We start from the raw sequence: 12,920 nt of genomic DNA on the forward strand, positions 1-12,920 counted from the left end.
TCTAACCTGTGGTTTCCCGTGTCTCATGCCTGCTATTACCTCCGATCTGCCCGCCCTCGCCCAATCGATCAAAGACTGGGGCCGCGAGCTGGGCTTTCAACAAGTCGGCATCAGCGGCCTCGACCTGGCTGAGCATGAACAGCACCTGCAGCGCTGGCTCGACGCGGGCTACCACGGCGAGATGGAGTACATGGGCGCCCACGGCAGCAAACGCTCCCACCCCGACGAGCTGGTGCCCGGCACTTTGCGCGTGGTGTCGCTGCGCATGGACTACCTGCCCGGCGACACCCAAATGGCACAACTGCTGGCCAAGCCGGAAAAAGCCTATATCTCGCGTTATGCCCTGGGCCGCGACTACCACAAGCTGATCCGCAAGCGCGTGCAGCAACTGGCCGACCGCATTCAAGCGCAGATCGGCCCGTTTGGCTTTCGCGCCTTTGTCGACAGCGCTCCCGTACTGGAAAAAGCCATCGCCGAACAAGCCGGCCTCGGTTGGATCGGTAAAAACACCCTGGTACTCAACCGCAAGGCCGGCAGTTATTTCTTTTTGAGCGAACTGTTTGTGGATTTGCCGTTACCGGTGGATCCACCCCACACAACCGAGCACTGTGGCCGCTGCACCGCGTGCCTGGACATCTGCCCCACCAACGCCTTCGTCGGCCCTTACGTGCTGGACGCCCGGCGCTGCATTTCCTACCTGACCATCGAGCTCAAGAGCGCGATCCCCGAAGACCTGCGCCCGTTGATCGGCAACCGTGTATTTGGCTGCGATGACTGTCAGATCGTTTGCCCGTGGAATCGTTTCGCCCGGTCCACCGCCGAAAGCGATTTCAAGCCACGGCATAACCTGGATAACGCAGAACTGGCCGAGTTGTTTATGTGGGACGAGGATAAATTCCTCAGCAGCACCGAGGGCTCACCCTTGCGCCGTGCCGGTTACGAGCGTTGGTTGCGCAACCTGGCAGTGGGCCTGGGCAATGCGCCGTCGAGCATTCCGGTGCTGGAAGCCTTGAAGGCGCGGCGGGACTACCCGTCGGAGTTGGTGCGCGAGCATGTGGAATGGGCGCTGAACCAGCACGCTACACGCTAATGAACGTCGTCGTTGTAGACGAACTTGGGCATTTCCCAGTGGAAACGGATCGCCAACAGGCGCAGTAGGAAGCCGCTGAACAGCGTCAGCAGAATCGCCTGCTCGCTGGGCAGCTCCAGATACAGGCACAACAGGTAGAACCAGGCGGCCAGGAACGACACGCTGGCGTACAGCTCACGGCGGAAGATCAGCGGGATGTCGTTGCAGAAGATATCCCGCAGGATGCCGCCGAAGACACCCGTGATGACCCCGCTGACCGACGCCACCAACATGCCGTGGCCCATTTCCAGGGCGGTCATGCAGCCGATCAAGGTGAACGCCACCAACCCCAAAGCGTCCAGCGCTAAAAACAGCGAGCGCAGGCGCCGCATCAGCGGTGCGATGAAAATCGTCACCAGTGCAGCGATGGAGGTCAGCACCAGGTATTCCGGGTGCTTGACCCACGTCAGCGGGTAGTGACCGAGCAGCACATCGCGCACCGAGCCACCGCCCAAGGCCGTCACGCAGGCGATCAGCACCACGCCAAACCAGTCCATGCCGCGCCGGCCGGCGGACAAGGCGCCGGTCATGGCTTCGGCGGTGATGGCGACGAGGTAGAGCATCAGCAGCATGATGGCGATCCTTGCAGAGAGGCCGGCAGTCTAATCATTTGCTGATGGCACCAAAAGGGGGCGCTTGGCGAAAGACCGCGTCGTCCCCTTCGCGAGCTAGCCCGCTCCCACATGTGTGCCGCGTTCGTCATGGCGACTCGGTCAAATGTGGGAGCGGGCTAGCTCGCGAAGGCGTCGGGCCAGGCGCCACATATTCAAGCCTTGATGAAATGCTTACGGTAATGCTGCAACTCGGCAATCGACTCGCGAATATCATCCAGCGCCAGGTGCGTGCTGCCTTTATGGAAGCTGTCCTTGACCTCCGGCGCCCAGCGCGCAGCCAGCTCCTTGAGCGTCGACACATCCAGGTTGCGATAGTGGAAGTAGCTCTCCAGCGCCTTCATATGCGTATAAAGGAAGCGTCGGTCCTGGCAGATGCTGTTGCCGCAGATCGGCGACTTGCCCTTGGGCACCCACTTTTCCAGGAAGGCGATGGTTTCGGCTTCGGCTTCGGCCATGCTGATGCGGCTGTCGCGCACGCGCTGGGTCAGGCCGGAGTTGCCGTGGGTGCGGGTGTTCCACTCGTCCATGGTGGCAAGCACGGCGTCGCTGTGGTGGATGGCGATCACCGGACCTTCGGCCAAGGTGTTGAGGTTGCTGTCGGTGACAATGGTCGCCATCTCGATGATGACGTCGGTGTCAGGGTTCAGACCGGTCATTTCCAGATCGATCCAAATCAGGTTCTGTGGGTTTTGCATGGCTTGATTCTCTTGGCACCTTGGCGTAGCTGGGCAGTTTAGCAGGCGGGGGCGTGCTAGACTCGCGACCGTTTTACCTAACCTTTGCATTATCGACACGGAACACCAATGGCCAAACGCCAGCTCAATCGTCGCCAAAACTGGCGCATCGAAAAGATTCAAGGTGAGCGCGCCGCACGCGCCGCCAAACGTGAATCCTCCGCCGTGGAAGCGCTCGAGGGCGGCGACCTGGGCCCTGAACAAACCGGCCTGGTGATCGCACACTTTGGTGTGCAGGTCGAAGTCGAGGCGCTGGAAGGCGAACTCGCAGGTTCGGTCTCCCGGTGCCACCTGCGCGCCAACCTGCCTGCACTGGTCACTGGCGACAAAGTGGTTTGGCGTGCCGGCAACCAGGGCATCGGCGTGATCGTTGCCCAGTTGCCGCGCAGCACCGAACTGCGCCGCCCCGACAGCCGCGGCCAGCTCAAGCCGGTGGCCGCCAACGTCGACATGATCGTGATCGTGTTCGCACCACTGCCCGAGCCCCATGCCAACCTGATCGACCGCTACCTGGTCGCGGCCGAGCATGCCGGCATTCGCCCACTGTTGCTGCTGAACAAATTCGACCTGATCGACGAGCAGAACGCCCCGGCGCTCAATGCGTTGCTGGCGGTCTATCGCACCTTGGGCTACCCGGTGCTGGAAGTCTCGGCCCATCACGGCAACGGCATGGAACAGCTTCAACAGCAGTTGGATGGGCGTATCAGCGTGTTCGTCGGCCAGTCTGGCGTAGGCAAGTCGTCGCTGGTCAACAGCCTGTTGCCGGAAGTCGAGACCCGTGTCGGCCCGTTGTCGGAGTTGTCCGGCCAGGGTACCCACACCACCACCACCGCGCGGTTGTTCCACTTCCCCGGTGGCGGTGAGTTGATCGACTCCCCGGGTATCCGTGAATTCGGCCTCGGCCACGTCAGCCGCAGCGACGTGGAAGCGGGCTTCATCGAATTCAACGACCTGATCGGCACCTGCCGCTTCCGCGACTGCAAACACGACCGCGAGCCGGGCTGTGCATTGCTCAAGGCCCTGGAAGATGGCCGAGTGCAGCAGCAGCGGATGAACAGCTATCGGTCGATTATTGCGAGTTTGCCTGAGAGCAGTTATTGAGCCGCCCAGCCAGATACAACAAGGCCGCGATCATCGCGGCCTTGTTGTATCTGGAGCTTACGACCCCGGCACAGGCACCGTAGGATCCTTCACCCCACCGTCATCAAACAGGTTCAGCTTCTGCCGCAGCTCATGGGCCGGCAGCGGCTCCTGTTCCGGCGGCAGCGCGTTCGGGTCGGCTGGCACTTCGCCGGGCGCACCGTCACCCTGGGTCGGTACCGGTGGCGGCGGCTGGTCACCTTCAATCGCACGCTGGGCTTTTTTGGTCAGCACCACGATATCGATACGGCGGTTGATCGGGTTGAACGGGTCTTTGGGATCAAACAGTTGCGAGGAGGCAAAGCCCACCACACGCGCCACTTGCGGGTCCGGATAGCTACCGGCCACCAACGCACGGCGGGCGGCGTTGGCGCGGTTGGCCGAGAGTTCCCAGTTGCCGAAATCACCCTGCCCAGCGTAGGGCTTGGCGTCGGTGTGGCCACTGACGCTGATCTTGTTCGGCACCGCCTTGATGGTGTCGGCCATGGCCAAAAGAATGTCTTCAAAGTATGGCTTCAAGCGCGCACTGCCGGAGTCGAACATCGGCCGGTTGGCAGCGTCCGTGATCTGGATGCGCAGCCCCTCCGGGGTGATTTCGAAAGAAATCTGATCCTTGAATTTCAGCAGTTGCGGGTTTTCCTCAACCTTGGTCTGCAACTCCTGCAGCAACAGTTCCAGGCGTTCCTGCTCGACCTGCTCGGCCATGGTTTCAACCGTATCGCGCTCGATCGGGATTTTTTCCTGGGGCGATTCAGTCTGCACTTCCGGGTTGATGGTGCGCTCAGGCGCCAACTGCGGTGAGCCGCCCAGGTCGATGACAAACGGCGTGCCGCTTTCCGAAAAGCCAATCGGGTCTTTGAAGTAACCGGCGATGGCGATCTTCTGTTCTGGCGTGGCGGTGGACATCAGCCACAGCACCAGGAAGAACGCCATCATCGCCGTGGCAAAGTCGGCGAAGGCGATTTTCCAGGCACCACCATGGTGCCCCGCAGCGAAGCGCTTGACGCGCTTGATGATGATCGGCTGGTTGTTTTCCATGGCTTAGCGACCGCGAACCGCTTGTTCCAGCTCGGAGAAACTTGGGCGATGTTTCGGGTACAGCACCTTGCGTCCGAACTCCACGGCCAGCGACGGCGGCATGCCCGACGCGGACGCCACCAGGCACGCCTTGATCGCTTCGTAGAGGTTGACCTCTTCCTTGGCATCGTGGGCCAGGGAGGTGGCGAGAGGGCCGAAGAAACCGTAGGCGGCGAGAATACCGAAGAAGGTACCCACCAACGCCGCACCGACGTGCATGCCAATGGCAGCTTGATCGCCCTCGCCAAGGGAGGCCATGGTCACCACGATACCGAGTACTGCCGCGACAATACCAAAGCCTGGCATACCGTCGGCGATCCCGGTCACGGCGTGCGAAGGATGCTCCAGTTCTTCCTTAAGGCTGAACAACTCCATATCGAACAGGCCTTCCAGCTCATGGGGAGCCATGTTGCCCGAGGACATGATGCGCAGGTAATCACAGATATACGCGGTCATGCGCTCGTCTTTGAGCACAGCCGGGTACTTGGCGAAAATCGGGCTGGCCGCGGCGTCTTCGATATCGCCTTCGATCGCCATCATGCCTTCGCGGCGGCTCTTGTTGAGGATCTCGTAGATCAGCCCCAGCACTTCCAGATAGAAGGTGTGGGAGAAGCGCGAACTGAACATGCCCAGCGACTTCTTGATCACGTGCATGGTCATGTAGCCGGGGTTGGCCTGCAAGAATGCGCCAAACGCGGCACCGCCAATAATCAGCACTTCGAAAGGCTGGATCAACGCGGCGATTTTACCGTGGGACAAGACGTACCCGCCGAGCACACTTGCGATGACGACAATGATGCCGATAATTTTAGCCATAGGAGATGGGTACTTGCGCCGTCGGGTTCATGGACATATTGGGTACTGCGGAAAACTCTTGTTCTACTTATCGGCAAAACTGCGCCAGACTATAGCCCGTTAAGGCGAAAAGCCAATTCGGCCCGTTCCGGGCGTGTAGACCGCAAGTGATGATCGCGCCCCAATCATGGCAATTGAAACGACAGCCCCAACGACCAGACCCACCACCCTCGCCGCTTGGATCAAGTGCCTGGACGACGTGCTGCTGCCCGTGCCACAGGCCAGCCATGAGCGCGTGTGCAAAGCCATCCGCGATAGCCGCAGTTCATTGCGAGACATTGCCGAGCTGATGCAAAACAGCCCGGCCCTGGTGCTGAGCGTGATGCGCGAAGCCAACAGTCAAGCCCACGGCAGCCTGGCGGAACCGGCGGAAAACCTCGAAGTGGCGCTGAACCGCCTTGGCCTCAAGCGTGCCGAGGAACTGCTGGCGCGCCTGCCTTCGGTGCCAGCCCATGAGATCCCGGTGGCGTTGCGCCAGCTGCTGTTGATCAGCCAGCACGCGTCCCAGCAAGCCAACGGTTTGTTCGGCAGTCGCCTGGCGCGGTTGTGGCAGGACATCCACTGGGGCAGCCTGCTGTTTCTGTCGCCACTGTGGCCGATGGCTGCCGCGTTCCCCAAGCTCTTGGAGGAATGGGAGCTGCGGGTAATCCACAAAGGCCAGTCAGCGCGCCAGGTCGAGCAAGAGTTGTTCGGCGTGCGCTTGGTGGACCTATGCCTGGGCCTGACCGACGCCTGGCACCTGCCAATCTGGGTCTCACAGGGCTACAAGCTGCTGCAGGCAGAGCAGCGCTTGCTGGTCAAGGCGCTGCACATTGCTCGCGAAGACGACGCCCTGCGCCACCAGCAATTGCTCGACGCCGAACCCAACCTGCGCCGTTGGCTGAACCAGCCGGCCAACACCGTGCTGCTGGCCAATGGCCTGGCGATGTCGGCCCAGGAGTCCTGGACCTGCCCGCATACCGAGCGCTGGCAGTACCTCACCGCGCTGTACCTGCAGGTGCCGTTGAGCGACGTGCAGCAGCAGGTGCACCAGCAAGCGGTGACAAGCGCCCGCACCACCTTGATGCCCGACCTCTGGCACCCGGCGCTGTCGCTGATCTGGCCTTGGCATGTGCAGAAGGTCCATCGCGGCTTGTTGCCGGCACCTCCTCCCACCGCAGAAGCCCTGGCCGTATGGCGCAAGCACTGCACCGAGTTGCTGGTGGAACCGAGCCGCTTCGCCAATGCCATGCACATGACTACCTGTGCCAAGGAAGCCTTGGTTGCCAGTGGTATGCAGCGGGTGTTGCTGTTCATGGCGGACCGCGCCTTGAGCACCTTGCGCGTGCATCAAGCTGACGGCCTGCCCAAGGACGCCGCGCACTTGAGCCTGGATGTGGTCAACAGCACATTGCTGCAACGCCTGCTGGAAAAGTCCGCACAGGTGCGGCTCGGTCCCGACAACCATGCGCAGTTCTCCGCACTGCTGCCCCCCATCCTGCGTCGCTTGTTTATCGGCGAGCACCTGCTGTTGCGCTCACTGAGCTGCAACGGCCGCGTGGTGATGCTGATCGTCGCGGACCAGGGCGGCGGGCCGTTCTCGGAAACCACCGTGCAGGCGTTCGGCAAAACCGCTCAATGCATCGAAAAGGCCCTGCACAGCTTTACCAACCGCAGCGCCTGATGCTTGCGCTACAATCGCCCTCCTTTATCGCCAACATTTGTGCCCAGGAGACCTCACATGCCTGACTTCTCTGGCTTGCCGCTGGTGATCGAATCCAGCGACCTGATCGGTCGTCTGGATGCCGAACACCTGATTCTGGTTGACCTCACCAGTGCCGCCCGCTACGCCGAAGGGCATATCCCCGGCGCGCATTTCGTTGATCCCAAGCGCACCCAACTGGGGCAGCCCCCGGCACCCGGCTTGCTGCCACACAAAGCCGACCTGGAAAAACTGTTCGGCGAACTGGGCCACACCCCGGACGCGACCTACGTAGTCTATGACGACGAAGGTGGCGGCTGGGCCGGGCGTTTTATCTGGATGCTCGACGTGATCGGCCACCAGAAATATCACTACCTCGACGGCGGCCTGCTGGCATGGCTGGAGGAAAAGCTTGCGCTCTCCACCGAAGTACCCGCCCCCGCCGGCGGCCCGGTCAGCCTCACGCTGCACGACGGCCCAACCGCCACCCGCGAATACCTGCAAAGCCGTCTCGGTGCTGCCGACCTGGGCATCTGGGACGCCCGCGGCCCGCTGGAATATTCCGGTGAGAAAGTGCTTGCAGCCAAGGGTGGCCACATCCCCGGCGCAGTGAATTTCGAATGGACCGCTGGCATGGACAAGGCGCGCAACCTGCGTATCCGCCGTGACATGCCGCAGATCCTCGAAGGCCTCGGGCTGACCCGCGATAAAGAAATCATTACCCACTGCCAGACTCACCACCGTTCTGGCTTCACCTACCTGGTGGCCAAGGCGCTCGGTTATCCGCGAGTCAAAGGTTATGCCGGTTCCTGGGGCGAATGGGGCAACCACCCCGACACCCCCGTTGAGATTTAAGGTTTAAGGACAGTTATGAAAAAGCAGTTGTTTATCCTCAGCCAATACTTGCTGCCGCACCACTTGCTCTCGCGCTTGGCCGGCTGCATTGCCGAGTGCCGCGTGCGCTGGTTCAAAAACGCTTTCACCGCCTGGTTCGCCAAGCGCTACCAAGTGGACATGTCCCAGGCCCTGGTTGAAGACCTGAGCGCCTACGAGCACTTCAATGCCTTCTTTACCCGCGCCCTGAAAGACGGCGCCCGCCCGCTGGATCCAACTCCAGGCGCGGTACTGAGCCCGGCCGATGGCGCGGTCAGCCAGCTTGGCCCGATCGAACATGGCCGTGTGTTCCAGGCCAAGGGTCACAGTTTCAGCGTGCTTGAATTGCTCGGTGGCGACGCAGCACTGGCTGCGCCGTTCATGGGCGGCGACTTCGCGACTATTTACCTGTCGCCGAAGGACTACCACCGCGTACATATGCCGCTGGCCGGTACCTTGCGCGAGATGGTGTATGTGCCAGGGCGGATTTTCTCGGTCAACCAGACCACCGCTGAAAACGTGCCAGAGCTGTTCGCCCGTAACGAGCGCGTTGTCTGCCTGTTCGACACCGAACGCGGCCCGATGGCTGTGGTATTGGTGGGTGCGATGATCGTGGCGTCGATTGAAACCGTTTGGGCAGGCTTGGTGACGCCGCCGAAGCGCGAGCTGAAAACCTTCCGTTACGACGAAGCTGCGCGCGCGCCGATTCATCTGGAAAAAGGTGCTGAACTGGGTCGCTTCAAGCTGGGCTCGACCGCCATCGTGCTGTTTGGGCCGGATCAGGTGAAGTGGGCTGAAGAACTGGTAGCTGGTTCGCCGGTGCAGATGGGCCAGGGTATCGCACTGCCTAAAGCCTGATCTGAAAACTGCAAAGATCAAATGTGGGAGGGGGCTTGCCCCCTCCCACATTTTCAGAGCTGACCGTCGCGGTCACGCAAGCCCAACAGATACAACACACCATCGAGCCCCAACGTCGAAATCGCCTGCTTGGCCGATTGCTTGACCAACGGCTTGGCGCGGAACGCCACCCCCAACCCGGCAATCGCCAGCATCGGCAAGTCATTGGCGCCGTCGCCGACCGCAATGGTCTGCTCCAGGCGCAAGCCTTCCTTGTGGGCCAATTCCTTCAGCAGATCCGCCTTGCGCTGCGCATCGACAATCGGCTCGACCGCCACGCCGGTCACCTTGCCATCTACCACTTCCAGCTCGTTGGCGAACACGTAGTCGATACCCAGCTTGGCCTGCAACTGCTTGGCGAAGTAGGTGAAGCCGCCCGACAGGATCGCGGTCTTGTAACCCAGGCGCTTGAGTTCGGCGAACAGGGTTTCGGCACCTTCAGTCAGGCGCAGCGAAGCGCCGATGGAATCCAGCACGCTTACGTCCAGGCCCTTGAGCAGCGCCAGGCGCTCCTTGAAGCTGGCACGGAAATCCAGCTCACCGGCCATCGCCCGCTCGGTAATCTCGCTGACTTGCTCGCCCACACCGGCCGCCTTGGCCAGCTCGTCGATGACCTCGGCTTCGATCAGGGTGGAGTCCATGTCGAACACCGCCAGGCGACGGTTGCGGCGGAACAGCGAGTCTTCCTGGAAGGCGATATCGACATTCAGCTCCTGGGCCACACTCAGGAAATCGGCGCGTAGCGCTTGCGCGTCAGCCGGTTCACCGCGCACGGAGAATTCGATGCAACCCTTGCCTTTGTCGGCGGGCGTGTCCAATGGCATACGACCCGACAGACGGTCGATATGGTCGATATTCAATCCATATTGCGCAGTGATGGAGCTGACGCGCTGCAACTGCTCGGCCGTTACCTTGCGAGTCAACAGGGTCACGATGTGGCGTTTTTTGCCCTGGCCTTCCACCCAATGCTGGTAATCCGCTTCGGACACCGGGGTGAAACGCACCTGTTGATCGAGCTTATACGCCGTAAACAGGATGTCCTTGAGTACCGACGAAGCCTGCTCGGTGCTGGGGATTTCCACCAGGATGCCGAACGACAGGGTGTCGTGGATCACCGCTTGGCCGATGTCGAGAATGTTCACACCACCCTGGGCGAGGACACCGGTAATGGCTGCGGTGAGACCCGGTCGGTCAAGACCTGTGATGTTGATCAGGACAATTTCGCGCAAAGCGCACCCCCAGGCTGGAAAAAAACCGCATTCTACCCACTTTCAGTGACCATCGGGCACAGCCAGCGCTTTGCCGGTCATGGGCCTGTCGCTATACTGCGCGTCAACTTCACGGACCAAGAGCCGAGCGCAAGTGAACCGGCCCACGCCAGTAAAAACCGATAACTTCTTCCTGCTGATCTTCCGGGCACTGCGCCACCGCCGTGTACCGATCGCATTACGCATCGCCAGCCATAACGTGATCCTGGTCGCTTTGGCCTTGGTGATCTACGCCTGCGTGATGGGATTGCAGTTCAAACAGGCCATGCATGAGCAAGCCGACGCGCTGGGCGAGAGCCTGACGACCCAGACCGCCACTTCGGCGACTGAGTTGCTGGTGTCCAACGACATCCTCAGCCTCAACGTGCTGCTCAACAACCTGACCAAGAACCCGCTGGTGGCCCACGCTGCCATCTATAGCGTGGACAACCGGATCATGGCCGAAGCCGGGCAGCGCCCGAAGAACGGCCTGCTGGGTGAAGCCGAGGGTTTGTACCAGAGCAATATCACTTTCCAGGATGTGAAGGCCGGCCAGTTGCGTATCAGCCTCGATATGCAACAGTTCCAGCAGCCGATGACCATCAGCCTGCAGAGCATGGGCATCCTGAGTGCAATCCTGCTGGCGCTGGCCCTGGCCTTGAGCCTGCGCCTGGGGCGGCATATCTCCACGCCCCTGATGCAACTGCGCATCTGGCTGCGGGATATCGACGAGCATACCCCGGCGACTGATCGCCAGGACGAAATCGGCGACCTGGCGCGCCAGCTCCACGCCAGTTTCGCCCCGGAGCCGAAAGCCCCGGAGGTCGAACCTGAACCCGAGTACGACGACACCGACGACTACAGCGACGAACCTGAGTTTGAAGTGCGCAACCTGCGCGACCCAGGTTTTGACGAAAGCACGCCGGTGGCCGGCCTGAAGCCTGCACCGCGCCATGTGGTCAAGGCCGAGGAAGACGAGCTGGACGACGAAGACCCGTTCGCCGACCTGCGCGATACCTCCGCCGTGGCCCCGGCCACTGCACCGAAACCGGTTCCGGTCGCAAAGAACTCCGAACCGCAACACAGCGCCGTCCTCGCCGTGCAATTGGGTGCCCAGGAGCAACTGCGCCGCCTGCCCCGCGCGCGCCTGACCGAACTGCTCGAACGCTACCGCGACTGCCTCGACCAGGCCGCCTCGCTGTACCAAAGCGAATTGCACACCCTGAACGATGGCAGCACGCTGATGCTGTTCCACAGTGAAGACAGCGGCGAAGATTACCTGACCAACGCTATTTGCTGTGGCGAGTTGCTGCGCGCCCTGGGCCACGCCTTGCAGATCGAAGTAGCCGACAGCGGCATCACCCTGCAACTGCAGCTTGGTTTGACGGTGGGCGATGACCTGTTTGGCATGAGCCAGATCGACCTGTTGCTCACTGAGATCGCCCAGGATGCCTTGGCCTTGTCCCAACACAGCCGTAACCTGCTGCTGGTGGAACGCAAGATCAGTGAAGACACACTGATCCGCCAACGTGCACGTATCCGCCCGATTGCCAGCCCCGAAGGGGCCAGCTGTGTGGAGCGCTTGATGGAGCCGTATCCGTCGATGCTGGAGCGGCAGTTGGCGCGGATGCATGAGACCCGCAACAAGAATTAAAGAACACCGCTAAACCCACTGTGGAGTGAGTTTGTGTGGGAGTGGGCTTGCTCGCGAAGGCGGTGGATCAGCCAATGAATCTGTTGACTGACACACCGTCTTCGCGAGCAAGCCCGCTCCCACAGTTGATCTTCAACATGACTCAAATCCCGAACAAAAAAAGGCCCGCTTTATTCTGCGGGCCTTTTGTTTGTGCGCGATTCAGTTCAGAACCTGAACACTTCCAGATCCGTACGAATCGGCGTCGCCATCGGCATCTTCGGCTTCTCCGGTGCAGCTGGCTTGGGCTGTGCCGGTGCCTGCTTGCGTGGTGCCTCGGCAATCGGCGGCTGGTTGGCCAATGGCTTGAGCGCCACCGACAACTGCTGCGCCAAATGCTGTAACAGCACGCCCTGGGCCTGGACCTGGGAAGCGGTGGTGCCGGTATGCTCTTCCTGCAGGTGCACGATGCGGTTGTCCCGCACTTGCCCGCGACGGTCGATCAAGCGCCACTGCGCATCGAGGATAGCCGGCTGCGAGGTGCCCGAGTCAAGCCGGGTGATCGTCAACAATACCTGCACATCCGGGGTAAACCCGCTCGGCGCTGGCGCCAGGACCACACGCTGGCTGTCCAACTGGCCGGCCACTTGGCGCAGCATCAGTTGGTTGATATCGGACGACAGGCTGCCCGCCCAACGCCCATCAGTGGAACCTTGCAGGCTGCCGTCGTTCTGACGTTGCAACAGGGTTTCGCGTTGCAGGTAATCAGCAACGACTACCGGCCCCAGCAATACTGCCATACCAGCTGTCTGTGCTGGCTGAGCCGGACTTCCGCTGTCCAGCTGGTACAGCGACACCGGTTGGTGCGTGCTGCAACCCGCCAGCCCCAAAAGGCCAGCGAGCATAAAAAATAGAGGAAGGCGTGGAGCAGTCATCATCCCATCCAGGTGGCTGCCACACGGCGAACCACAATGTAATACTAAAAATAACCTAAACACGCTCGGCTACGCCGGCGCTGGAAAGGCCATATCATCCGTGAA

Annotated in this window: 12 protein-coding genes; 6 read left to right on the plus strand and 6 right to left on the minus strand. The window is 61.3% G+C overall.

All coding sequences use genetic code 11. The features are described from left to right. Positions 1–25: 25 nt before the first annotated feature. On the plus strand, positions 26–1,090 hold the full coding sequence (gene queG, locus FRT59_RS14630) for a tRNA epoxyqueuosine(34) reductase QueG (RefSeq protein WP_034117436.1): 1,065 nt from the start codon (positions 26–28) through the stop codon (positions 1,088–1,090). Here the strand turns inward: queG and FRT59_RS14635 are convergent. Both FRT59_RS14635 and orn read right to left on the minus strand, forming a co-directional pair. Continuing rightward, the gene (locus tag FRT59_RS14635) at positions 1,087–1,704 is read right to left on the minus strand and encodes a trimeric intracellular cation channel family protein (protein WP_198809709.1); all 618 of its coding nucleotides are present in this window, start codon (positions 1,702–1,704) and stop codon (positions 1,087–1,089) included. The genes queG and FRT59_RS14635 overlap by 4 nt on opposite strands. Before the next feature lie 191 nt (positions 1,705–1,895). Then, complete coding sequence (orn, locus tag FRT59_RS14640) at positions 1,896–2,438, minus strand: oligoribonuclease (RefSeq protein ID WP_010213620.1); 543 nt, start codon at positions 2,436–2,438, stop codon at positions 1,896–1,898. Positions 2,439–2,546: 108 nt separating this feature from the next. On the opposite strand from orn, the gene rsgA reads away from it, so the two are divergent. Beyond that, entirely contained in the window at positions 2,547–3,578 is a 1,032-nt protein-coding gene (gene rsgA / locus FRT59_RS14645) for a small ribosomal subunit biogenesis GTPase RsgA (RefSeq protein ID WP_034117434.1), read from the plus strand. 57 nt (positions 3,579–3,635) lie between these two features. Here the strand turns inward: rsgA and motB are convergent, their stop codons facing one another. Together motB and motA are read right to left on the minus strand one after the other, a co-directional pair. Continuing rightward, positions 3,636–4,655, minus strand: a complete 1,020-nt coding sequence (motB, locus tag FRT59_RS14650; protein WP_153871535.1) for a flagellar motor protein MotB — start codon at positions 4,653–4,655, stop codon at positions 3,636–3,638. A 3-nt stretch (positions 4,656–4,658) separates the two neighbouring features. Next, on the minus strand, positions 4,659–5,510 hold the full coding sequence (gene motA, locus FRT59_RS14655; RefSeq protein ID WP_005784209.1) for a flagellar motor stator protein MotA: 852 nt from the start codon (positions 5,508–5,510) through the stop codon (positions 4,659–4,661). Between the two features lie 166 nt (positions 5,511–5,676). Between motA and FRT59_RS14660 the strand changes: the two genes are divergently transcribed. The 3 genes from FRT59_RS14660 to asd are packed head-to-tail and all read left to right on the plus strand — an operon-like array spanning position 5,677 to position 8,961. Beyond that, entirely contained in the window at positions 5,677–7,212 is a 1,536-nt protein-coding gene (locus tag FRT59_RS14660) for an HDOD domain-containing protein (RefSeq protein ID WP_153871536.1), read from the plus strand. 57 nt (positions 7,213–7,269) lie between these two features. Next, complete coding sequence (gene rhdA, locus FRT59_RS14665) at positions 7,270–8,085, plus strand: thiosulfate sulfurtransferase (protein ID WP_153871537.1); 816 nt, start codon at positions 7,270–7,272, stop codon at positions 8,083–8,085. Between the two features lie 15 nt (positions 8,086–8,100). After that, positions 8,101–8,961: an archaetidylserine decarboxylase gene (gene asd, locus FRT59_RS14670; protein WP_153838732.1), complete on the plus strand. Its 861-nt coding sequence runs from the start codon at positions 8,101–8,103 to the stop codon at positions 8,959–8,961. Positions 8,962–9,014: 53 nt separating this feature from the next. Here the strand turns inward: asd and serB are convergent, their stop codons facing one another. Further along, positions 9,015–10,229: a phosphoserine phosphatase SerB gene (gene serB / locus FRT59_RS14675; RefSeq protein ID WP_034117429.1), complete on the minus strand. Its 1,215-nt coding sequence runs from the start codon at positions 10,227–10,229 to the stop codon at positions 9,015–9,017. Positions 10,230–10,362: 133 nt separating this feature from the next. Between serB and FRT59_RS14680 the strand changes: the two genes are divergently transcribed. Further along, a complete protein-coding gene (locus tag FRT59_RS14680; protein WP_198809693.1) occupies positions 10,363–11,901 on the plus strand; it encodes an AhpA/YtjB family protein in 1,539 nt (512 codons plus the stop codon). Between the two features lie 206 nt (positions 11,902–12,107). Here FRT59_RS14680 and FRT59_RS14685 read toward each other — a convergent pair whose 3' ends face one another. Continuing rightward, positions 12,108–12,818 (minus strand): PqiC family protein, encoded by a 711-nt coding sequence (locus FRT59_RS14685; protein WP_034117427.1) that lies wholly within the window; start codon positions 12,816–12,818, stop codon positions 12,108–12,110. Positions 12,819–12,920: the final 102 nt, after the last annotated feature.

The sequence above is a fragment of the Pseudomonas haemolytica genome, assembly GCF_009659625.1.
Lineage (GTDB): Bacteria > Pseudomonadota > Gammaproteobacteria > Pseudomonadales > Pseudomonadaceae > Aquipseudomonas > Aquipseudomonas haemolytica.

What these genes read in the sequence shown, in the direction of transcription:
- rhdA (WP_153871537.1), top strand. Translation starts at nt 7,270, where the DNA reads ATGCCTGACTTCTCTGGCTTGCCGCTGGTGATCGAATCCAGCGACCTG.
- FRT59_RS14685 (WP_034117427.1), bottom strand. Translation starts at nt 12,818, where the DNA reads ATGATGACTGCTCCACGCCTTCCTCTATTTTTTATGCTCGCTGGCCTT.
- asd (WP_153838732.1), top strand. Translation starts at nt 8,101, where the DNA reads ATGAAAAAGCAGTTGTTTATCCTCAGCCAATACTTGCTGCCGCACCAC.
- FRT59_RS14660 (WP_153871536.1), top strand. Translation starts at nt 5,677, where the DNA reads ATGGCAATTGAAACGACAGCCCCAACGACCAGACCCACCACCCTCGCC.
- rsgA (WP_034117434.1), top strand. Translation starts at nt 2,547, where the DNA reads ATGGCCAAACGCCAGCTCAATCGTCGCCAAAACTGGCGCATCGAAAAG.
- orn (WP_010213620.1), bottom strand. Translation starts at nt 2,438, where the DNA reads ATGCAAAACCCACAGAACCTGATTTGGATCGATCTGGAAATGACCGGT.
- motB (WP_153871535.1), bottom strand. Translation starts at nt 4,655, where the DNA reads ATGGAAAACAACCAGCCGATCATCATCAAGCGCGTCAAGCGCTTCGCT.
- motA (WP_005784209.1), bottom strand. Translation starts at nt 5,510, where the DNA reads ATGGCTAAAATTATCGGCATCATTGTCGTCATCGCAAGTGTGCTCGGC.
- queG (WP_034117436.1), top strand. Translation starts at nt 26, where the DNA reads ATGCCTGCTATTACCTCCGATCTGCCCGCCCTCGCCCAATCGATCAAA.